Consider the following 24,021-nt stretch of genomic DNA (forward strand, 5'->3'; position numbering starts at 1 on the left):
GTTCCATTAATGAAACCGACACAATGAAAACCAATCACTACCTTCAGGTAGAAACGGAAAAACGAAACATGAGCAATATGGATTTTAAAAAAATAGGAGTGGTGGCCATGACCTTGATAGGTGTCTTTGCAACTGCGCAGAACAGTAAATTGGCCGATCTTGTCACAGAGTTCGAAGCTGACAACTGGGCCTTGGACCGAACCTACATCGTTGACGAATCCGAAGAGTACTATCAGCGCTTCTCCAAATTCTATTCCGACTGGCAAAAGAAAATGGCAGGTATCGACTTTGGTTCCTTATCCCAACAGGGGAAGGTGGATTATGTTCTTCTAAAGAACTTGGTGACCAAAGGGGAATATTTTTTGAACCAAGATTACAATGCCTTCAAGGAAGTTGATGAAGTAGGCCATTTTGTCAAGGACATCTTTCCGTTTATCCAAGAACGTCGCAGGGGCAAAAAGCCGGACGCCAAAAATTTGGCACAGCTATTTCAGAATGCCACCAAAACCATTGATTCGGAAATGGAATCGTGGAAATCAAAACCCTTTAAAGATTGGCAAACTGCGGACAAAGCCTCGACCGTTGTACTTTCATTGCAAAGGGGATTGGAGGAAGCATATAACTTTTATTATGGCTACGACCCCGACTTTACATGGTGGGTGGAAAAACCCTATAAAAAACTCAACGAAAAGTTGACCGCTTATGCCGAATTCCTTAAAAATAATTATTCACAGAACAGTGTCAAGGACGATGGCAGTGGTATCATTGGCAAGCCCATTGGGGAAGACGCACTGAATGAAAGCCTTGCCATGGAATTTATTCCCTACACGCCCACCGAACTCATAAAAACTGCCGAGGAGCAATTTGAGTGGTGCAAAAATGAAATGATAAAGGCATCCCGTGAATTGGGGTATGGCGATGACTGGAAAAAGGCCCTGGAACACGTGAAGAACACCTACGTTCCGGCCGGGGAGCAACCACAGGCCATCATGGACCTTTATTCCCATTCCGTGGATTTTATAGAAGAGAAGGGGTTGATCACCTTGCCGGATTTGGCCAAGGAAACCTGGGGCATGAAAATGATGAGCCCCGAAAGACAGAAGGTCAATCCATTCTTTTTAGGGGGAAGGGACATTATCATTTCCTACCCGACTATGGAAATGGACCACGACGACAAGTTGATGAGCATGCGTGGAAACAACCCCAATTTCTCTTTCCCTACCGTTCAGCACGAATTGTTGCCTGGACACAACCTGCAATATTTTATGACCAGTCGCCATAAAAGCTACCGAAGGGCTTTTTCCTCTCCTTTTTGGACAGAAGGATGGGCTCTATACTGGGAAATTGTCTTGTGGAACAAGGATTTTCCACAGACCCCTGAGCAGAAACTCGGAATGCTGTTCTGGAGGATCCATAGGTGTGCACGGATTATTTTCTCTCTCAAATTCCACTTAGGTGAAATGACCCCACAGGAATGTATTGCCCTTTTGGTGGATGAAGTGGGACATGAAAATGCCAATGCGGAAGCGGAGGTGAGGCGTTCCTTCACCACTAACTACCCACCACTATACCAATTGGCCTATATGACGGGCGGCCTCCAATTTTACGCGCTCCGGAACGAAATGTTGGAAAAGGGATGGACAGAAAAACAATTTCACGATCGGGTAATGCAAGAAGGAAGAATGCCAGTGGAGCTCCTTCGCAGTGTTTTGCAGGACCTGCCGCTGAACAAAAACTATAAAACCAAGTGGAAGTTTTCCGCAGCGTTCAATTAGGAACCTACAGATTATTTTAAAGATTGGGGAGGTTTCAACGGACACTTCCCCCAAAAATCAAACTAGACGAAAATGAAGCATGTAAAGTATTGGATGGTATCGGCATTTTGTTTTGTGACCCTATCAAAAGTGGAAGCACAACGCAACTATTGGAGCAGGGTGGAAAACAGGGAATCGACCTTGGGCATTGCCGATGTCTATCAAAAATTCAACACCCCAGAATTTCAGTTAAAATTGGTGAAGGCATCCCAAACCGTTGCCGCACTAAGGCCCAACAGCCAGCCTTATTTTGACTTCACCCCCGGGGAACGTCTTGAGGTCAGGGACAAGGACAGTCTTTATCACCTTGGCGACATCAACCTAAGGATAAAGAATGCCCACGGTATATGGAAAAATTATTCCACCGCTACCAGCCGTGCAGCCGTAAAACCTTTGGAGGTCAGTGGAAATGTGCTTGCTAGTGCCGATTTGGCCAACACCTTGCCTGGTGACATTCCGGTTTCGGTGAAGCGGTATTATGAATTGGACAATGAGCAATTGGTGATGCGTTTTGAGATCACCAACAAACAAAATACGCCCTTGGAAATTGGGGCATTGGGCATCCCGATGATCTTCAACAACATCCTTGAAGGGAAATCATTGACGGAGACCCATGCGCAAAATGTATTTTTTGATCCCTACATTGGAAAAGATGCAGGTTACTTGGAAGTAAAAAGATTGAGTGGCAGCGGCCCGGCACTAATGGTGTTGCCCAAAGAGAACATGGCCTTTGAGGCGTACAGACCTTTACTGGACGATCCCACCCCGAAGAGTATCGTTTTTGAAGGTTTTCACGAGTGGATGGTCCACAGCAAGGCCTACGCAGAGAAAGAATGGAAAGGTGTGGAGCAGTGGAACGAGCCTACCTCGCTCATTCTACAGCCCAAGGAAACGAAAAGCTTTTCCTTGAAATTTGTCCTTTCTGAAGGGATTAAAAATATTCAGGAGACTTTGGTGGAAGAAGAACGTCCCGTGGCAGTCGGAGTGCCTGGTTATGTATTGCCCCAAGACGTCAATGCCCAATTGTTCATACATTACAAAAGTGGCATTGCTTCCATGGATGTAGAGCCAAAAGGTGCTTTGGATATCAAAGAAGAGGGCACTACGCCATCCGGCAAGAAAAAATATAGTGTCCACGGAAAAAAATGGGGAAGGGCAAGACTCACCATAAATTATGATGATGGAGTGGTGCAGACCATCAACTATAAGATTATCAAACCGGAGACAGAGGTTATCAAGGATTTTGGACATTTTTTGACCACGGAACAATGGTTCGATGACCCCAACGACCCTTTTGGACGCAATCCTTCGGCCATTAGTTATGATTATGAGAAAAAAGAAAAGGTGGTGCAGGACGGAAGGGTCTGGATCAGTGGATTGAGCGATGAAGGTGGGGCCGGCAGTTGGTTGGCAGCCGTTATGAAGCAGTTGGTGCAGCCCGACAAAGAAGAGATTCAAAAATTACAAGCCTTTGTCGATGAAACCCTTTGGGGAGGCATTCAATATAATGAAGGCCCTCTAAAGTATGGAGTGAAGAAAAGTGTGTTCTACTACGAACCCGACTCTTTGCCGAAGGGAACGTACAGCGACAAGATTAATTACAATACTTGGGCCGCCTGGGACCACAAGCATGCCAACGATCCGGGAAGATCGTACAATTATCCGCACGTGGCGGCAGCCTATTGGGTCATGTACCGTTTGTCCCGTTATCATGAGGGACTGGTGGACAACCGTGGTTGGGACTGGTATTTGGAAAATGCCTACCACACCAGTATTGCCATGGTGGAGAAAGCCCCCTACTATGCCCAGTTCGGGCAGATGGAAGGATCCGTGTTCCTCTTTATTTTGGAGGATTTGAAAAATGAAGGGCTTACGGAGATGGCCACCGATTTGGAAGAACGGATGAAAGAAAGAGCAGACCACTGGAAGGCCTTGGACTATCCTTTTGGCAGTGAAATGCCTTGGGATTCCACGGGACAGGAGGAAGTGTATATGTGGTCCGATTACTTCGGATATGACCGAAAGGCGATGGTTACCCTGAATGCCATTTTGGCCTATATGCCCACTATGCCACACTGGGGCTATAACGGTAATGCCAGGAGGTACTGGGACTTTTTGTATGGAGGAAAGGCGGGCAAAACTTCCCGTGTGGAACGGCAGATACACCATTATGGGTCATCGTTGAATGCAATTCCCGTACTGAGCCACTTCAGAAAGAAACCTGATGATCTGTATTTGTTGAAAGTAGGTTACGGAGGTCTTTTGGGCGGAATTTCCAATATCACTCAAGACGGGTTTGGCCCGGCAGCGTTCCATTCATACCCATCAACCCTTAAAATTGATGGCATTTCCGGGGATTATGGCTCCGGTTTCTACGGATATGCGGTGAACACCTCTTCCTACCTTGTCAAAGATGAGGATTTGGGGTGGTTGGCCTTTGGAGGCAATTTGTCCCAAAAAGGGGATGAGGTGGAAATGGAATTGACCACGGCCGCAAAGTCCAAGGTTTTCATTGCGCCCAAAAAACTTTGGGTCAATTTGGATGCAGGGTCGTTTAAAAAAGTGACCTATAATGACAGTACTGGTGAGGTGACCTTGACCTTGAATGGCAAGACAGAGCATACTCCTTACGCTTATTTACGTGTGGACGGAACCGATACTGAACTTCCTTTCAAAAAGGTGAGGGGGGCATACCAGATTGAGTTGAATAAGAAAGAAACTATAATCAAACTGTAAATAGAGGGATTAAGCTTGGGAATTAAATGGGACATAGGGTACTGAACATACTTATACTGATTTTGGCTTTTGGCCATGTTTTTGGTCAAGAAAAGAAGGGTCGGTTGCCTATCGCGGATGTGAACCCCATTCTTCCCGGATATTTTGCTGATCCCACCATCAAGAAGTTTGGGGACACCTATTACATCTACGCCACCACCGATAATGAAATGTTGGCATCCGGGGTTCCTACCGTTTGGTATAGCAAGGATTTTGAGCATTGGTACAATTATACGATGGAAGTCCCCTCCTTGGAATCCGTCAATCTTAGGAATTTTTGGGCTCCCGACATCATTGAAGGGGTTGATGGCAAATACTACCTCTATTTCGGTAATTGTCAGGCGGGGTGCAATATCTATGGATATGTGTCCGATACCCCTGTGGGACCGTGGGAAAAATTGAACAAGGATGATACCCCGGTGATTGCCCATAACTACCCCAGAAAAGGTTTTCCATCTCTCGATGCACAGTTTTTTAAGGATGACGATGGTAAAATATATGCCTATTGGGGAACTTGGGTGCACTATAATGGTGGATATGCCGTAGGCGAATTGGATAGCGGAAATATGTCAAGGATGATCAACGCAAAGAACATTCCTTTGGAAGAGACCCCACAACCTTTTGAAGCAGCCTATATGATGAAGAAAGGGGACAAATACATTTTGATGTATTCCGGGGGTTCCTGCCATGATGAAACCTACAATGTGAGATATTCCTATTCCGACAGCCCCTACGGACCCTTCACTCCAGGCGCCAACAATCCAATTCTTGGCACCAATAAAGAAGGAACCGTTCATGGACCTGGGCATCATTCGGTGCTGGAGGAAAACGGACGTGATTACATCGTGTACCACAAGCATGATTATCCCATGACACGGGGAGGTCTGTCGCGGCAAGTTACTGTGGATGAAATGGTCTTTGAAAACGATTCCACCATACGGAAGGTGGTTCCGGGGAGCAAGGACCTTCAACATTTGGTAAAATCCAATGCTCCGAAGAACTTGGCACTGGAAGCCACTGCCACGGCCTCTTCCTTTTACCATTTGCAATCGCTTCAATACGACTTTGCCTACAAGCCTTCTTTTGTCACGGACGACCACAATGCAACCATGTGGAAAGCTGGGAACAATTCATTTCCGCAACATTTGACCCTTGACTTGGGAAAAGCGACCCGGATAAAAAGGGTGATGACGCAATTTGAGTTTGCCGGGTACTACTATCAATACAAACTGGAATATTCCACAGACGGAAAGAACTGGAAACTATATGCGGACCGTTCCGATAACAAAATGCCGGGAAGCCCCATGATCGATGACAATGATGTCAAGGCCCGCTATTTAAAACTTACTGTGTTGGATGTTGAAAAGACGGGTCTGTATGCAGCGGTTTGGAACATCAAGGTGTTTGGTTCACAGTTTGAAGTTCCTTTGTCATTGCAAAGCAAACCATCAAAAGAAGGTCCTGCGGCAAAAAGTTCAAATGGTAAATTGGTGGCCATTGATGCAGAGGATGTTTCCTTGGATGAAGACTTTGAAAGTTTGCCCAACAAAGGGAACATTGGCGGAAATTTTGAAAAAGAAGGACAGATTAGTGTAAGTGAAGATGGGGAAGGAGTAAAGGCATTTCATTTCACCAAAGGGGCACTTGTTTTGGACGTGCCTGTTCCCAAAAGCCTCGAGTGGAACGGTGCTTTTACCGTGGCCACATGGGTCAAAAACCCTGAAATAGCTAAAGAAGACGAGTGTTTGGTGTCCTGGTGCGATAGGTTCAGGTTCAATCTGGCCAATTCGTACAATGCTTTGCATTTTAATAGTGGTCATTATGGGGCAGCAGCACATTTGGACGGCCATTTTGATATGAAATACCACAATCTTCCCTCGCTCAATGAATGGCACCATATTGTGTTGACCTTTGACGGGGTGGTCGAGAAAATATATGTGGACGGAAAATTGGACAATTCCCAAATTATGACCCTTGCCTCACAGGTCGATGCTGCCAAAATACGAATCGGGGCCTCGGATGTGGGCGAGAACTATTCGGGCTATATGGCATCCATGCAGATGTACGACTATGCCTTGACGGAAGATGAAATCAAAAAGTTGATGGGGGAAACAAGACCTTCAAAGGTAAAAGATTAATCGGCACAAGCTTTGATCGTAGATCATAGCTTAAAACTGAAGCCATCTTCCTCCACCTTTTTCTCGTATTTCTCTTTATCAAAAACATACAGATAGGCACCCTTGCGCGAAACGGTCATATCCTTTTCGTCCAATTTTACCAGCACATCCAAAGAATTGATTTTGTTGATAAAGTTACGTTTATCTAGTTTTTTGTCCAAAATAGACTCGTACAGGTTTTGAAGCTGCCGCATGGTGAACTTTTCGGGGAGCAGTTCAAAACCAATGGGCATGGTCATGGCCCTGCGCTGCAATCTTGAAATGGCCTTACGGATCATTTCATTATGGTCAAAGATCAGTTCTGGGGCCTCATCCATATCGAACCAGCGAGCCGACTCGATCTGGATACCGTCAAACTGATGGGAATCCACATCGATCAAGGCAAAATAGGCCACCGATATGGTGCGCTGCCCAGGATCTCGGTCCACTTTGCTATAGGTGTAGAGCTGTTCCATGTAAATATCGCTCAATCCGGTAAGGGTGTTCAGAACCCGTATTGCAGCTTGGTCGAGATTTTCATTTTTTTTCAAGAATCCCCCGATCAGGGACCATTTCCCCTTTTCAGGTTCAAAATTCCGCTTAATCAACAAAATTTTCAGATTGGTTTTGTCGAAACCAAAAATGATACAATCCACGGCCAATAGGACCTGATCTTCTTTCTGATAAAAATTGAGCTGAGTGTTGATGTCTTTGGTCAATGTTGCTTCTTGGTTATTTTTCGTGGTTTCTAATTTTTAAAGCTAATTTTTTTCCAAATACCCGGTATTGCATGGGTCCCAAAATGTTCTTTCGTCATTTTGGTACTACTCTGTGGAATTTATTATCAATTCCTTTATGAGTATAAAGTCCATATAACCAGACGATAATATTTTATTATCTACTGTGTAAAGTTAACACATAAAAATTTCAATTTTATTTGTTTTAGCGGGAAAACATTTATTATATTTATAAATGTAAAAACAACACTTTAAAAAGTGATCTTAAAATATAAGTTGAGTTGACTTGTTTGGGTTAGTTTAAGTTTAGTAATTAGTTCAAGGCCATGGCGGGTCCGTGGCCTCATTTTTCCTTTGTACGCAACCGTAATTCAGTTTATTATGAGCTATTTCATTTTACTTCTATGCTTGACTATCTCATCAAAATTGTTGGCACAACAACCGATTGTTTTCCATGTATCGAAAGATCTCGATTCGCCACAGATCAACAAACATATCTATGGCCATTTTTCCGAACATCTGGGGCGGTGCATTTATGAAGGGCTTTATGTTGGGGAGGAAAACAAGATTATTCCCAATACCGATGGCGTCCGAAACGATATTATAGAGGCCCTTAAGGAGCTCAATATTCCCAATCTAAGATGGCCCGGAGGATGTTTTGCCGATACCTACCACTGGAAAGATGGGGTGGGTCCCAAGGAAAATCGGCCTACCATAGTGAACCGTTGGTGGGGTGGCACTACCGAGGACAATAGTTTTGGGACCCATAACTTTTTGAACCTTTGTGAAGAATTGGGTGCAGAACCTTACCTCTCTGCCAATGTGGGCAGCAGCACTGTGCAGGAATTGATCGATTGGGTGCAGTACACTAACCATGACGGGGTCAGTCCTATGGCCGATTGGCGCCGAGAGAATGGCAGGGAAGAGCCGTGGAAAGTAAAATATTGGGGGGTTGGCAACGAAACTTGGGGTTGTGGTGGAAACATGACAGCAGAATATTATGCCGATATCTATCGACAATATGCCACCTTTATGCCAGGTTGGTCCGGTGACAATGAGGTGTACAGGATAGCATCCGGTGCATCGGAAGATGATTATCACTGGACGGAAACCCTGATGAAAAATGTACCGCACCATTTGATGGAAGCCGTGGCCCTTCACGATTACGCAGTCATTGATTGGTCCGACAAAGGGCCATCCGTCAATTTTGATGACGAGATCTACTTCAGGTCGATGGAGCAGGCGCTGAAAATGGAAGAGTATGTCACCAAGCACATCGAGATCATGGACAAGTACGATCCCGAAGGCAAAGTGGCCCTGTTTGTGGACGAGTGGGGAGGTTGGTGCGATGCCGAACCCGAAGTGAAAAAGGGGGTGCTGTACCAACAGAACACCATCCGTGATGTGATGATTGCGGGCACGGTACTCAATACCTTCACCAACCATGCAAAAAGGGTGAAGATGGCAAACTTGGCCCAAATGGTCAATGTGTTGCAAGCCGTGATTCTCACCGATAAGGGAAAAATGATCAAAACCTCCACTTATCACGTCATGCACATGTACAAAGTGCACCAAGATGCACAGTTGTTGCCATCCAAAATTGAGAAAAACACAACGTTCAGGGGGCTTCCTGCCTTATCCGTATCCGCATCAAAGGACGGGACAGGAAAGATACATATCTCTCTGGTGAACATAGATCTCCAAAAGGATATGCCTGTGGAGTTGGATATTCCCGGTCTGGACATCAAAAATATCGACGGACAAATTTTGACATCGGAAAAACTGCAGGACCATAATTCCTTTGATGATCCCGAAAAAGTGACGCCAAAGGAATTCAAGGACGTCAAATTGAGAAAGGGAAAAATCTCCCTTACCATTCCTGCACATTCACTCATTGTTTTACAAGGAAAATAAGAACAAATGAAAAAAGCACTATTGGCAATGGCCTGTCTCTTGATATTGGGTATATCATGTAAGAAACAAGAGGAACAACAGGTTGCTGAAAATAAAACCCATGCGGGGCATGGTTATCCCATCGAGCCCATAAACATAAGAAATGTAAAGGTGCACGACGATTTTTGGCTGCCGATCATTCAAAGAGTACAGGAAAAAACCATCGAATATGCCATAGAAAAATGCAGGGAAGAGGGTAGGTTCGATAACTTTTTGATTGCTGGGGGCCATATGGAAGGCTCGGTGAAAGGCGTAATGCCCTTTGACGATACGGACGTGTACAAAATCATAGAGGGAGCTTCCAACTCGCTGATCAGTGCACCCAATCCCAAACTGGAAAAATTACTGGATTCCTTGGTGTCCATCATAAAAGTGGGACAGGAAACGGATGGTTACCTGACCACTTGGCGGACCATAGACCCTGAAAAACCTCCGGCAAGTTGGGTGACGGTGGACAAGGGAGAGCGTTGGGAATCGCTTGATAGAAGCCACGAACTCTATAATGCGGGCCATTTATTTGAGGCTGCGGTGGTACATTACAAAGCCACAGGAAAGAAGACCTTTCTGGACATTGCCATAAAAAACGCGGATCTTATGGTTCAGACTTTCGGTGAGGGGGAAGGGAAAATTGCCGCTGTGCCTGGGCACCAGATCATTGAAACGGGCTTGATAAAACTCTATCAAGCCACGGGGAAGAAGGAATATTTTGATCTGGCTAAATACTTTTTGGACCATAGGGGAAAACCGGAACACCACAATCTCTTTGGTGATTATTCACAAGATCATGTGCCTGTGATTGACCAAGACGATGTTGTGGGCCATGCCGTAAGGGCAGTATATATGTATGCGGGAATGACGGACATAGCTGCTATTGAAAAAGACACATCTTACCTGAAGGCAGTAAATGCCCTTTGGGACAATATGGTGAACAAGAAAATGTACATCACCGGAGGAATCGGGGCCAAACACGAAGGCGAGGCTTTTGGTGAGAACTACGAATTGCCCAACCTGACGGCATACAATGAAACTTGTGCAGCCATTGGCGATGTCTATTGGAACCACAGATTGCACAACCTGACAGGGAATGTAAGGTATTTTGATGTGATCGAAAGAACACTTTACAACGGGTTGATTTCAGGATTGTCCCTTGATGGTCAACAATTCTTTTACCCCAACGCCCTAGAGTCGGATGGGGTGTATAAATTCAATCAAGGGGCCTGTACAAGAAAAGACTGGTTCGATTGCTCCTGTTGCCCCACCAACGTCATTCGATTCCTTCCAGCCATGCCCGGTCTGATCTATTCCAAAATGGACGATACGGTTTTTGTAAACCTGTATGCAGCAAACGATGCCACGGTCGATCTTAAAGCTCAAACCGTAAAACTATCACAGGAAACCAAATATCCTTGGAATGGCAAAGTAAAGTTCATTGTTAATCCTGCGGAAGCAGGCAAGTTTACCATGAAGTTCAGGGTTCCTGGATGGGCTAGGAACGAGGTACTGCCCGGTGACCTTTACCAATATGCTACGGTGATCCATGAAAAAAACAAGATAAGCCTGAATGGTGAAGAACTCGATGTTCAGGCCGAGGATGGCTATTTCACCATTTCAAGGGAGTGGACAAAAGGAGATATGGTCGAGCTGGAATTCCCAATGGAGGTAAGGAAGGTGAAGGCCAATCAACTGGTAGCGGAAAACAGGGATAAAATGTCCTTGGAATATGGCCCAATGGTTTATGCTGTTGAGGAAATGGACAACAAGGGCGACTTTGAAAAAATAGCTTTGTCCACCGATGAAGAATTTCAGGTCAATATGCAGCCTGATCTATTGGGAGGGGTCAATACTATTTCCAATGAAAATTTGACCGCCATACCCTATTATGCATGGTCCAATAGAGGAGTGGGTAAAATGAAGGTTTGGTTGCCAACAAAAATAGTAGAAGGGAATATAAATTAAATATTTAGAACTAAATACAACACTGGACATTGAAAAGTGTCCTATGAAGACTGACCAAGATAATGAAAACATACGTAATAGGACTAGACTACGGCTCTGACTCTGTACGGGCGGTGATGATCGACACACAAAATGGGGCTGAATTGGGCTCGGAAGTATTTTGGTACCCCCGATGGAAGGCTCAAAAATATTGTAGACCAGAAATCAATCAGTTTCGACAACATCCTTTGGATCATATTGAAGGACTGGAACACACCATCGCTTCTTTAATGAAACAAAGCGGGGTGCCTCCAGAAACCGTAAAAGGTATTTGTATTGATACAACTGGCTCTTCACCAATGCCAATCACAAAAGAAGGAAAATCTTTGGCCATGTTGCCGGGATTTGAGGAAAATCCCAATGCCATGATGGTGCTATGGAAAGACCATACCGCGATAAAGGAGGCCAACGAGATTAATGAGTTGGCCAGAAGCTGGGGAGGTGAGGATTATACCAAATACGAAGGAGGGATTTATTCTTCCGAATGGTTCTGGGCCAAAATTCTTCATGTGGTCAGAGAAGATAAGGCTGTAATCGATGCTACCCATACTTGGATGGAACACTGCGATTTCATCACTTATATTTTGGGAGATGAAAAAGACTTAAAAGCATTCAAAAGAAGTCGATGTGCCGCAGGTCACAAAGCCATGTGGCACGAAAGCTGGGGTGGATTACCGGATGTAGCATTTTTATCCAAGCTGGACCCGTACTTGGCATCGCTTCGTGATAATTTGTACGAAGAGACATTTACATCTAACGAGATTGCCGGTCATTTAAATAAAGAGTGGGCAGACAAATTAGGCCTTACCACGAATACAGTAATTGCTGTGGGGACTTTTGATGCCCATGCAGGAGCTGTTGGCGCCAAAGTGGATCACCATGCCCTGGTCAGGGTAATGGGAACCTCCACTTGTGATATTATGGTGTCATCCAACGAGGCCGTAGGCGATAAAACCGTTAAAGGTATCTGCGGGCAGGTTGATGGTTCCGTAATCCCTGGCATGGTTGGTTTGGAAGCAGGTCAATCCGCTTTCGGAGATGTACTCGCATGGTTCAAAGATATTTTGCAATGGCCAATTGATAATCTGGTTTTAAACTCCAAAATACTATCAGAGGAACAAAAGGCCGAGCTTAAAGCTGAGATAGAATCCAAGTTTATTCGTTCCTTGGCGGAACAAGCTGAAGGAATTCCCTTGTCCGAGGCGGTACCTGTTGCCTTGGATTGGGTAAATGGTAGAAGAACGCCAGATGCCAATCAAGAATTGAAAAGTGCCATTTCCGGAATTTCCTTGGGAACCAAAGCACCGCATATTTTTAAATCCTTGGTGAATGCCATTTGTTTTGGTGCCAAAATGATCGTGGACCGTTTTGAGGAAGAGGGCGTAAAGATCGAGACCGTTATCGGTATCGGAGGTGTCGCCCGGAAATCCCCTTTCATCATGCAAACCTTGGCCAATGTATTGAACATGCCCATAAAAGTCGCCGAATCTGACCAAGCACCTGCTTTGGGTGCAGCGATTTATGCAGCAGTGGCCGCCGGAATCTACGAGAATGTCATCGAGGCCAGTAAAGTGATGGGTAGCGACTTTGAAGCAGAATACTTCCCGCAGTCCTCCCAAGTGGAAGTGTATGCCAAGTTATTGGAAGAATATAAACAGCTTGGAAGCTTTGTGGAAGAACAAACCAATAAAAATAAATAAGCCATGAGATCAAAATACAAATCGCTCAAAGAAGAATGCTATGAGGCCAATATGGAGCTCAACGCCTTGGGTCTGGTTATTTACACCTTTGGTAATGTGAGTGCCGTGGATAGGAACAATGCGGTTTTTGGTATAAAACCTAGCGGAGTACCCTATGAAACCCTAAAACCAGAGGATATTGTGATCATGGATTACAATAACAATGTGGTCGAAGGTGGACTTAAGCCTTCATCCGACACCAAAACACACAGTTATCTCTACAAGAACTGGGAAAATATTGGAGGAGTGGCCCATACACACGCGATGTATTCCGTTTCGTGGGCACAGGCCCAAAGGGATATTCCAATTTTTGGAACCACACATGCCGATCACTTAACGCAAGATATTCCATGTGCGCCACCGATGGCGGATGAACTGATTGAAGGAAACTACGAGCACAATACCGGAATTCAAATCTTGGATTGTTTCAAGGAAAGAAATTTGGATTACAACGAGGTCGAAATGGTGCTGATCGGTAACCATGGCCCATTTGCATGGGGCAAAAATGCAGCTAAGGCGGTATATAATACCAAAGTATTGGAAACAGTGGCCCAAATGGCCTATCTGACATTGCAGATCAATCCGCAAGCTCCGAGACTAAAAGATTCACTAATAAAAAAACATTATGAACGTAAACATGGCAAGAATGCCTATTACGGTCAATAAATAAACGACAATACAATGAAAATATCCAACAAAGAAATCTGGTTTGTCACGGGAAGCCAACATCTATACGGGCCAGAGACTTTAAAACAAGTGGCCAGCAATTCAAAAGCTATTGTTGATGGATTGAATGCAGCGGGTAAGTTGCCGGTTACATTGGTTTTTAAACCCATAGTTACCACCCCTCAAGAAATTACTTCACTTTGTCGTGAAGCCAGCAATAATCCCTCATGTATCGGAATAGTGGCATGGATGCATACTTTTTCCCCGGCAAAAATGTGGATTGCAGGTCTAAGTATATTAAGTAAACCATTATGCCATTTACACACACAATTTAATGCTGAAATCCCATGGGACAGTATTGATATGGATTTTATGAATCTGAACCAATCTGCACATGGTGATAGGGAATTTGGTTTTATGATGTCCAGGATGCGTAAAAACCGTAAAGTTGTGGTAGGCCATTGGAAAGATGAACGCATACAGAACAAACTGTCCATTTGGGCACGAGTAGCCCTTGGAGTTGATGAACTGAAACATATGAAAGTTGCTCGTATTGGGGATAATATGCGTGAGGTTGCCGTTACCGAAGGTGATAAGGTTGCCGCTCAAATGCGTTTTGGTGTAGCGGTAAACGGTTACGATTCCTCCGATATTACCAAGATAATCGATGGATTGGGTCAAAAGGCAGTTGATCAATTGGTGGAAGAATATGAAGCCAGTTACAATTTGTCAGAATCTCTTCAAAAAAATGGAGCGCAAAGACAATCATTGATTGATTCAGCTAAAATAGAATTGGGTCTTAGAACCTTTTTGGATGAAGGTGGGTTTAAAGCCTTTACCGATACTTTCGAGAATCTTGGATCTCTGAAACAATTGCCGGGTCTCGCGGTTCAACGTTTAATGGCAGATGGTTACGGTTTTGGAGGTGAAGGAGATTGGAAAACAGCGGCCCTTACCAGAACCATGAAGGTGATGGCGGAAGGTTTGGAAGGTGGAACCTCTTTCATGGAGGACTATACCTACCATTTTACCCCACAAAAAGATTATGTATTGGGGTCACATATGTTGGAGATTTGTCCTTCGATTGCAAAAGCAAAACCATCCTGTGAAGTACATCCATTGGGAATCGGAGGTAAAGAAGACCCTGTGAGATTGGTTTTTGATTCGCCAGCGGGTGATGCATTGAACGCTTCATTGATTGACATGGGCAACAGGTTCCGATTGATTGTTAACGAAGTCGAAGCCGTGGAACCAATGGCTGATTTGCCAAAATTGCCTGTGGCACGTGTACTGTGGGATGCCAAACCAAGTTTGGATGTTGCCGTAACAGCATGGATTCATGCTGGAGGTGCGCATCATACCGTTTACACACAAGCATTGACTACGGAATATATGGAAGATTTTGCCGATATTTTCGGAATAGAACTTTTAGTGATAGATGCGGATACAAAATTAAGGGCGTTCAAAGATCAATTACACGCCAATGAGGCCTATTACCATTTGTTTCAACATGGTATGTAGACAACTAACTTAAACTTAAGAAAATGAGAATTACCAATCCTACTATATTTTATTCCGTTTTACTTCTGGCCCTCTTACATGTTGGCTGCAAGCAAAACAAAAAAGAAAGCCAGTCAGAAATGGAAACCGTGAAAACCGAGAGTAAACAAAATCCTATCGAGGAAACAATTTTTGGGGAAATGCCCGATGGGACCCAGGTGAAGAAATTCACACTTAAAAATGAATTGGGGATGGAAGTTGACGTCATTACCTATGGCGGAATCATAACACGCTGGACAGCCCCCGATAAAAATGGTCTTTACGAAGATATCGTTCTGGGGTACAATAACCTTGAGCAATATCTGGATGGCAACCCATACTTCGGCGCACTTATCGGAAGATACGGAAACCGAATCGCCAATGGTAAGTTCACTTTGGATGGGAATACCTATAATTTGGCGACCAATGACGGTGAAAACCATCTCCATGGCGGTGAAAAAGGCTTTGATAAAGTACTTTGGAACGGTGTGGCCAAAAATAATGAAGACGGGGCCAGTGTAGAACTTACCTACACCAGTCAAGATGGCGAAGAAGGTTATCCTGGGAAATTGGACGTTAAAGTAACCTATACACTTACCGATGATAATGAATTGGATATACAGTATGAAGCGGTAACTGACAAACCAACCATAGTAAACCTTACTCAACATAGTTATTTTAATTTGTCCGGAAGGTTGACCGAAAAGGTGCTGGATCATGAATTATACTTGAATGCCGATACTTTTCTTCCCGTTGATGCAGGTTTGATTCCGACCGGTGAAATGAGACAGGTGGCAGGAAGTCCATTTGATTTTAAGGAGCCCAAATTGATCGGGGAGGAAATAGAAGCGGATAACGCTCAATTGAAACTTGGTTTGGGCTATGATCATTGTTGGGTGCTCAACCAAGGTGAAGATGATTATGGTTTGGCAGCGACAGTCCACCATCCACAATCTGGCCGTTTTATGGAGGTATACACCAATGAACCCGGCATGCAGTTTTATAGCGGGAACTTTTTGGACGGGACCTTACCTGCTAAAAATGGAGGTACCTATGTTCAAAGATCCGGTTTCTGTTTGGAAACCCAACATTTCCCCGATAGTCCAAATCAAAATGATTTTCCTTCGGTACGGTTAAATCCGGGAGAAACATATACTTCACGGACTTTATACAAACTATCAACCAAATAAAAAACGACTATGAAGACATTGGATACTTTTGATTGGATAACCATATCCATCTACTTTTTGGTCCTTTTGGGCATAGCCCTTTGGGTTATCCGAAAAAAGGAGAACAATACCGAGGATTATTTTTTGGCAGGTAGAAATGTAGGTTGGTTTGTGGTAGGTGCTTCCATATTTGCTTCCAATATTGGATCGGAACATGTTGTTGGACTTGCAGGAGCTGGAGCGGGTAACCGATTGCCCATGCTGATTTACGAGATCCAGGCATGGGTCGTTCTGATTTTAGGTTGGGTATTCCTGCCATTTTATGCAAGGGCCGGAGTGTTTACTATGCCTGAATTTTTGGAAAAACGTTTCGATGCCAGAGCCAGATGGATTTTATCCGTATTCTCCATTGTAGCCTACGTGCTTACCAAAATATCGGTAACCATTTATGCAGGTGGGGTAGTGGTTTCTGCCTTATTGGGTATTGATTTTTGGACAGGCGCTATAGCGACAGTCGTATTAACAGGTATTTATACGGTACTTGGGGGAATGCGTGCAGTTGTATATACCGAAACACTCCAAGCTATCATTTTGGTAATAGGTGCTGCGGCATTGACCATAATCGGACTCGATCATGTAGGTGGTTGGGAGAGTATGAAACAAACCGTAACCCCAGAATATCTAAATATGTGGAGGTCGGCCTCTGATCCGGATTTTCCATGGCCATCACTTTTGATCGCCAGTACCATAACAGGTATTTGGTATTGGTGTACAGATCAGTATATCGTGCAAAGAGCTTTAACGGCAAAGAATATAAAAGAGGGTAGGAGGGGTACAATTTTCGGTGCTTTGTTAAAACTGTTGCCGGTATTTTTGTTCTTGATTCCCGGGGTTATCGCATTGACCTTAAAAATGCGAGGAGAATTGGAATGGGATTCACCGGACCAGGCCTTTCCCGTTTTGATGAGTAATCTATTGCCATCTGGATTAAGGGGATTGGTGGCAGCAGGACTCTTGGCCGCTTTAATGAGCTCCTTGGCCTCTGTGTTTAATTCTTGTTCCACTTTGTTTACGGTGGATATCTATAAGAAATTAAGACCTAATACTCCTGAGAAAAAATTGGTGAGAACAGGTCAGATCGCGACCGTGATCGTTGTGATCATTGGTATTATTTGGATTCCAATCATGGCCAATATCTCTGGAGTTCTTTACGAATACTTACAAAGTGTCCAATCTTATATTGCCCCTCCGATAACGGCAGTGTTCTTACTGGGTATTTTCCACAAACGAATTAATGCACAAGGAGCATTTGTGACCATGGTGACCGGTTTTGTAGTAGGTGCGTTACGAATTATACTGGAATTGGTAAAGGATTCACTGAATCCGGATAGTTTCTGGTATTTGCTGGGTGATATGAATTTCTTGTCCTTTGCCTCATGGTTCTTCTTGTTCTGTGTGATTTTGATTTTAGTAGTGAGTTATGCCACCAAAGCGCCATCCGACGAGAAATTGAAAAACTTGACGTATGCGACCATTGATGCAGAAGAAAAGAAGAAAAATAAGAGCAGCTACAATTGGAAAGATATTGCTATTTCACTCGTGATCATTGCCATTGTGATATATGTAATGATATGGTTTAACGGTAATTAAATCATGTGTAGATAGAGGGACAAACTATTGGATTGGTAAAATTGAATCATTGATCCTGCATCTTCATACCCGGGTATAGTTCACCAATAAAGAATCAAGTTGTCTAGCTTAAGGCGTCCCCATGGGAAATGATAGAACCCCCAATGGAGTCAAAAACTTTGACGATTAATTTTTTTGATTTGGGCGCTATTGACTGTTGATTTTGTTAAAGGGCAAAATCGGTATGTTTTTATGTGGAATATTCACGTTGGAGTACGAATTATTAAGCTATCTGGATAATATAATATCAATTATGGATAGTTTATACTATTCTAAAAATTTGTTTTCCATATAATTTTGTTTCAATAAAAAAATCATATAAAATGAAATTCAATTGGGATGGCGTAATGCCAGCGGTATTTACATGGTTGAAAGAGTCAAAATCTAGCGCTCTCGAAATTGACTTTGAAGCAACACAAAAATACGCCGCAGGTATTTTAAAAGCTCGAGGAAAAGGAGGAGGCGGAATGTGTGGACTTGTTGGTTCCGGAACACTGGGTGAGAATAGCTATTTGAGCAATAAACAGCGTCTTTCTTTGTTGAAATCCCTATCTGAAGTTGCTAAAGAACATGATGTTCCTCTTATCAGCGGAGCTTCAGCGGAAACTAAGGAGGAACTTGCCAAAATCATTGAAGGGCTTGCAACAGTTGGAGTTGATACAGTCATGATTATGCCGCCAAAAACTAAGGCGGTTCCTAGTGAAAAAGAAATGTACGAGTACTATGTTCTTTCTGAAGCTACTGCAACGGATGTAGGTGTAACAATTATGCCTTATAACAACCCTGATGCAGCCGGTTATCATGCGCTATCAACAGACCTTCTTTTGAGGCTTTCAGCTCTTCCTAAAGTAACTGCCCTTAAAATATCGACTATAGATGTTTCAATAATTGAAACGTTGATGTTAGAGAACAAAGATTTAAAAGTTTTGGCGGGAGTAGATACAGTCACTGTACATGCGGGACTTGCAGGAGCATCTGGTGGGATTACGGGTGTTGGTTGTATATTCCCAAAAGCAAGTATTACCATGCAGGAATATGTTTTAAACGGAGAATGGGCAGAGGCAAACAAAATTTCTCAGGCTTTAAACTCTATTTCGTATTTGGATGCTCAACCGTTACTGATGGAATATCTTAAGTTGGCCATGGGGATTCATCACAATGATGTTGCTGGGGGACTGCGCACCTATGGCAAGAAATTAACAAAACAGCAAATTGATAATGTCCGTGCAAGATATATTCTTACAAAAGAGAGACTCGAAGCCCTGGACTTAATAAGTTGATTCATTCAAATATTCAAAAATTGTAAGCTTCGTTTTTACATAAGTTTCAGTGTAGACTTTATAATAATTATAGAGATGGTTATGGGAAAATATGTTGCATTTCAAGGTATTATCATAAAAATACCCGTTGTCTAAAAAGTAGTTTGCAAACTACTAATTTTAAAAAAGAATGTTTATAAATAAGTCAAGATGATTACAGGAAAAAACTATATTGGGCAAACGCTTAAAGCTTCAGGGCATAACACATATAAAACCGTTAATCCAAAATTGAACATTGAAAACGATACGGCGTTTATTGATGCGACTGAAGATGAAATAGTAGAAGCTGTAAACTTAGCTTGGGACGCTTTTAAAGTTTACCGAAAAGTATCGGGAGCAAAACGTTCAGCCTTTTTAAATGCCATAGCAGATGAAATTTTAGCTTTGGATCAGAGGCTTATTGATATGTATATATCTGAATCTGGTCTACCTGAAGGACGTGCTATTGGTGAACGAGGTAGAACTATTTTTCAGTTACGTTCATTTGCAGATTTAATTCAGAATGAAGATTGGCGCGATAATGTTTTTGATGAAGCAGAGCCCAACAGAGAGCCGCTTCCAAAAGCAGATTTAAGAAAAACCTCCATTCCATTAGGACCTATCGTTGTTTTAGGGGCTAGTAACTTTCCATTGGCATTCTCTACAGCAGGTGGCGATACAGCAAGTGCGCTGGCATCAGGTTGTCCTGTAATTGTAAAGGCGCACCCCATGCATCCAGGAACAGGCGAGTTGGTCGCGAGTGCTGTCATAAAAGCAATGCAAAAAACAGGTATGCCTAATGGTGTGTTTTCATACTTAAATGGTAAAAGTATTGAAGTAGGTACAGTATTGGTAAAACACCCCAAAGTAAAAGGTGTTGGTTTTACCGGTAGTATTGGTGGGGGAAGAGCTCTTTTTGACATGGCGTCCAAACGTGAAGAGCCTATTCCCGTTTTTGCGGAAATGGGAAGTATCAATCCTGTAGTGATCACTTCAAAGGCTTTGGAAAACAGGTCAGAAGCCATTGCAGCGACCTATGCAGGTTCCATTACATTGGGAGCGGGTCAATTCTGCACAAAGCCAGGTCTGATTTTGACTGTTGATGGGGATAAAACACGGCAATTCATTACAGATCTAGCAGAAAAAACAATAGCTATTGATCCGCAATGTATGTTGCATCCCCATATAAAAAGTGGTTTCGTGGCGAATGCAGAAAATGTGTCCGGTCAAGCTGGAGCCGAAGTTATTGGAAAAATAGAAGGTCCTTTGGAAGCTAATTATGCAGCATCGCAAATTACGAGCGTTACAGGGAAGGATTTTTTGGTAAATCCTAAATTACACCAAGAAGTTTTTGGGCCGTTTTCATTGGTGGTACGTGCTAAAGATGAAGCTGAGTTAATCCAAATCATTAACGGATTGGAGGGGCAATTAACGGGTACCATAATCGCCGAAAAAGAAGATTATGCCAACCTGCATGACGTAGTGAATGCTTTGGAAAACCGTGTAGGTAGAATTATTTTCAATGGAGTGCCAACGGGTGTTGAGGTATGTCCATCCATGCAACATGGAGGTCCATATCCGGCATCGACAGATTCCAGGTTTACGGCTGTTGGAACCAATTCCATAAAGCGATGGGTACGTCCGGTAAGTTACCAATCCTTCCCTAATGAATTATTGCCGGAAGCTTTAAAAAGTTAAATATCGATTAACTCAAAAATCAGCAGGTACTATGGATTTATTGAAATGTTGTCTTTTAGTGGCATTATGTGTTGTATATAGCTGTGGTAAAACAACTGCAGATACTGATTCAGAAGACCTTAAGGCCTTGGTCAATAGTTATCAAGACCATCAGGGGTACGATGAAAAGACATACCCTTTGGGTCTTTATACAAAATCATATTACAAATCAGAAGCGGAATATGCCCAATCACAACTGGATGAACTAGCTAAGATAGATCCTTCAGGTCTTACGGAAACAGAACAAATTTCATTCGATCTATTACAATTTATTCTTCAAGATAAAATTGACTATTACACCTTTAAAGGTTATTTGAATCCGTTGCTTTCCGACGCCGGCTTTCATACCGATTTGACCTATAATGTTATACCCTTGACCAATTACGAACAGGTTAAAACTTACTTAAATAAACTAAATGCCATCCCGGAATTTGTAGACCAACATATAGCGAATTTACAAGAAGGATTGGAAAAAGGAGTGTCGCAATCGCGGGTAATCTTCAATGGCTATGAATCTTCCTATGACGATCACATTGTAGATGATTTTGAAAAAAGTTTTTACTATTCCCCATTCAAAAAGCTGCCCGAAAGTTTAACCAAAGAACAAAAAGATTCGGTGTTGGCGGAGGCTAAAACCGCGATTGAGTCAGTAGTTATACCGCAGTTCAAACGTATAAAAGCCTTTTTTGAAACAGAATACCTGCCAAAAACAAGAACCTCCATAGGGGCGCTAAATTTACCCAACGGCAAAGAGTTTTACCAAAATAGAATCAATTTTTATACCACAAGTACATCTTATACAGCAGATGATATCCATCAAATAGGGTTAGAAGAAGTGGCCCGGATAAAAGCGGAAATGCAGACCATTATTGACGAACTGAATTTTAAGGGCAGCTTTGCGGACTTTCTGGAATTTCTAAGGACGGATGGGCAATTTTATGCCAAAACACCAGATGAACTACTAATGAATGCCAGGGATATGGCCAAAAGAATAGACGCAAAACTCCCTAAGTTTTTTAAAACCTTACCTAGAAAGCCTTATGGTGTTGCGCCCGTACCCGATGCCATTGCCCCCAAATACACAGGTGGACGCTATGTGGGCACTTCAAAAAACAGTACGGAGCCTGGGTACTATTGGGTAAACACCTATAATCTGCCAAGCAGACCTTTATATACTTTACCTGCATTGACAGCCCACGAAGCAGTGCCTGGGCATCATTTACAAATGAGTTTAAACAACGAACTGGGAGACAGTATTCCGCAATTCAGAAAAGATCTATACCTATCTGCCTATGGCGAAGGTTGGGCATTATATTGCGAGTTTCTTGGAGACGAAATGGATTTATACACCACCCCGTACGAACAATTTGGTAAACTGACATATGAAATGTGGCGTGCGTGTCGTTTGGTGGTCGATACGGGGATACATGCCAAAGGATGGACACGTCAACAGGTAGTTGATTTTTTGGCATCCAATACCGCTTTGTCCATGCTTGAAATCAATACAGAAACCGATCGATACATCTCATGGCCGGGACAAGCCTTATCCTATAAAATGGGTGAACTTAAAATACGGGAATTAAGGACAAAAGCAAAAAATGCCCTAGGGCCTAAATTTGATATTCGTGAATTCCATGAAATTATTCTTGAACAAGGTACTGTAACCTTATCCATTCTGGAAAAAAGAATAAATGCATATATCGAGAATGTAAAGAATGAGTAGGAATACCTTTGTTTGTATAGATGCGCACACCTGTGGTAATCCGGTTCGAGTGATTGTTGAAGGGAAACCCAATTTGGTTGGGGCCACTATGAGTGAAAAGCGTCAACATTTTTTAAAAGAATACGACTGGATCCGTAAAGGTTTAATGTTTGAACCCCGTGGGCATGATATGATGAGTGGCAGCATGCTGTATCCACCACATCAAACGGAAAATGATTTTGCTATTTTATTTATTGAAACCTCAGGATGCCTACCTATGTGTGGGCATGGCACCATTGGTACCATAACCATTGCGGTTGAAGAAGGTTTGATAACACCAAAATCACCGGGGAAAATTAGGATGGAAGCTCCTGCAGGCTTGGTGGAAATTGAATACCAACAAACCGGAAAAAAAGTGGATTGGGTAAGGTTGACCAATGTAAAAAGTTACTTAGCTTCCGAAAACCTAACGATTGATTGTCCCGAATTGGGCAAGCTTCACTTTGATGTGTCCTATGGCGGAAACTTTTATGCCATCATAGACCCACAACCTAACTTTTCCGGGGTACAGGATTTTACGGCTGCTAAACTGATACAATATTCACAGGTCTTACGGGATAAAATCAACCAAAAATACCCGAATGCATTCATACATCCGGAAAATGAAACGATAAGGGATGTGTCACATATTTTATGGACGGGCGAACCTTTGGACCCAACCTCTTCTAGAAGAAATGCCGTGTTTTATGGTGATAAAGCCATTGATAGAAGTCCGTGTGGTACGGGTACATCGGCCGTTATGGCACAACGTTATGCCAAAGGTCTATTGCAAAAAGGAGACGAGTTTATTCATGAAAGCTTTATAGGGAGTAAGTTTATTGGACGCGTAGTGGAGGAGACTACTTTAGCTGGTAAACCGGCCATTGTACCCAGTATTCAAGGGTGGGCAAAAATATTTGGCTACAATACCATTAGTATTGATGATGAGGATGACCCATACGCGCATGGTTTTCAGGTAATTTAGTTTTAGACACCTAGGCCCGTGAGGTCTA

At 43.1% G+C, this 24,021-nt stretch carries 15 protein-coding genes; 14 read left to right on the forward strand and 1 reads right to left on the reverse strand.

Annotation, left to right across the window (positions count from 1 at the left end; all coding sequences use genetic code 11):
- The first annotated feature begins 23 nt into the window (after positions 1 to 23).
- The 3 genes from ACXAFK_RS06865 to ACXAFK_RS06875 all read left to right on the forward strand — a co-directional run bounded on the left by ACXAFK_RS06865 (position 24) and on the right by ACXAFK_RS06875 (position 6,727).
- Positions 24 to 1,775, forward strand: a complete 1,752-nt coding sequence (locus ACXAFK_RS06865) for a DUF885 family protein (RefSeq protein ID WP_474957229.1) — start codon at positions 24 to 26, stop codon at positions 1,773 to 1,775.
- Positions 1,776 to 1,847: 72 nt separating this feature from the next.
- Complete coding sequence (locus ACXAFK_RS06870) at positions 1,848 to 4,550, forward strand: DUF5695 domain-containing protein (protein WP_474957230.1); 2,703 nt, start codon at positions 1,848 to 1,850, stop codon at positions 4,548 to 4,550.
- A gap of 26 nt (positions 4,551 to 4,576) precedes the next feature.
- On the forward strand, positions 4,577 to 6,727 hold the full coding sequence (locus ACXAFK_RS06875; RefSeq protein ID WP_474957231.1) for a family 43 glycosylhydrolase: 2,151 nt from the start codon (positions 4,577 to 4,579) through the stop codon (positions 6,725 to 6,727).
- A gap of 23 nt (positions 6,728 to 6,750) precedes the next feature.
- Here ACXAFK_RS06875 and ACXAFK_RS06880 read toward each other — a convergent pair whose 3' ends face one another.
- Positions 6,751 to 7,464 carry an NUDIX hydrolase gene (locus tag ACXAFK_RS06880; RefSeq protein ID WP_474957232.1) on the reverse strand — a complete coding sequence of 238 codons (714 nt, stop codon included), beginning with the start codon at positions 7,462 to 7,464 and terminating at the stop codon, positions 6,751 to 6,753.
- Positions 7,465 to 7,863: 399 nt separating this feature from the next.
- On the opposite strand from ACXAFK_RS06880, the gene ACXAFK_RS06885 reads away from it, so the two are divergent.
- The 11 genes from ACXAFK_RS06885 to ACXAFK_RS06935 all read left to right on the forward strand — a co-directional run bounded on the left by ACXAFK_RS06885 (position 7,864) and on the right by ACXAFK_RS06935 (position 23,993).
- On the forward strand, positions 7,864 to 9,396 hold the full coding sequence (locus tag ACXAFK_RS06885) for an alpha-N-arabinofuranosidase (protein WP_474957233.1): 1,533 nt from the start codon (positions 7,864 to 7,866) through the stop codon (positions 9,394 to 9,396).
- Positions 9,397 to 9,402: 6 nt separating this feature from the next.
- Positions 9,403 to 11,391, forward strand: a complete 1,989-nt coding sequence (locus ACXAFK_RS06890) for a glycoside hydrolase family 127 protein (protein WP_474957234.1) — start codon at positions 9,403 to 9,405, stop codon at positions 11,389 to 11,391.
- Between the two features lie 62 nt (positions 11,392 to 11,453).
- Positions 11,454 to 13,130, forward strand: a complete 1,677-nt coding sequence (locus ACXAFK_RS06895) for a ribulokinase (RefSeq protein ID WP_474957235.1) — start codon at positions 11,454 to 11,456, stop codon at positions 13,128 to 13,130.
- Between the two features lie 3 nt (positions 13,131 to 13,133).
- The gene (locus tag ACXAFK_RS06900; RefSeq protein ID WP_474957236.1) at positions 13,134 to 13,835 is read left to right on the forward strand and encodes an L-ribulose-5-phosphate 4-epimerase; all 702 of its coding nucleotides are present in this window, start codon (positions 13,134 to 13,136) and stop codon (positions 13,833 to 13,835) included.
- 15 nt (positions 13,836 to 13,850) lie between these two features.
- Positions 13,851 to 15,356 carry an L-arabinose isomerase gene (gene araA / locus ACXAFK_RS06905; RefSeq protein ID WP_474957237.1) on the forward strand — a complete coding sequence of 502 codons (1,506 nt, stop codon included), beginning with the start codon at positions 13,851 to 13,853 and terminating at the stop codon, positions 15,354 to 15,356.
- 23 nt (positions 15,357 to 15,379) lie between these two features.
- Positions 15,380 to 16,564 carry an aldose epimerase family protein gene (locus tag ACXAFK_RS06910; RefSeq protein ID WP_474957238.1) on the forward strand — a complete coding sequence of 395 codons (1,185 nt, stop codon included), beginning with the start codon at positions 15,380 to 15,382 and terminating at the stop codon, positions 16,562 to 16,564.
- A 9-nt stretch (positions 16,565 to 16,573) separates the two neighbouring features.
- Positions 16,574 to 18,193, forward strand: a complete 1,620-nt coding sequence (locus tag ACXAFK_RS06915) for a sodium:solute symporter (RefSeq protein WP_474957239.1) — start codon at positions 16,574 to 16,576, stop codon at positions 18,191 to 18,193.
- 362 nt (positions 18,194 to 18,555) lie between these two features.
- Positions 18,556 to 19,512, forward strand: a complete 957-nt coding sequence (locus ACXAFK_RS06920; protein ID WP_474957240.1) for a dihydrodipicolinate synthase family protein — start codon at positions 18,556 to 18,558, stop codon at positions 19,510 to 19,512.
- A 189-nt stretch (positions 19,513 to 19,701) separates the two neighbouring features.
- Positions 19,702 to 21,228, forward strand: coding sequence for an aldehyde dehydrogenase (NADP(+)) (locus tag ACXAFK_RS06925; RefSeq protein WP_474957241.1), 1,527 nt, complete (start codon positions 19,702 to 19,704; stop codon positions 21,226 to 21,228).
- Between the two features lie 31 nt (positions 21,229 to 21,259).
- Positions 21,260 to 22,990 (forward strand): DUF885 domain-containing protein, encoded by a 1,731-nt coding sequence (locus ACXAFK_RS06930; protein WP_474957242.1) that lies wholly within the window; start codon positions 21,260 to 21,262, stop codon positions 22,988 to 22,990.
- Positions 22,983 to 23,993: a 4-hydroxyproline epimerase gene (locus tag ACXAFK_RS06935; protein ID WP_474957243.1), complete on the forward strand. Its 1,011-nt coding sequence runs from the start codon at positions 22,983 to 22,985 to the stop codon at positions 23,991 to 23,993. Before ACXAFK_RS06930 ends, ACXAFK_RS06935 begins: the two co-directional genes overlap by 8 nt.
- Positions 23,994 to 24,021: the final 28 nt, after the last annotated feature.

The sequence above is a fragment of the Flagellimonas sp. ABD4_174 genome, from assembly GCF_056160185.1.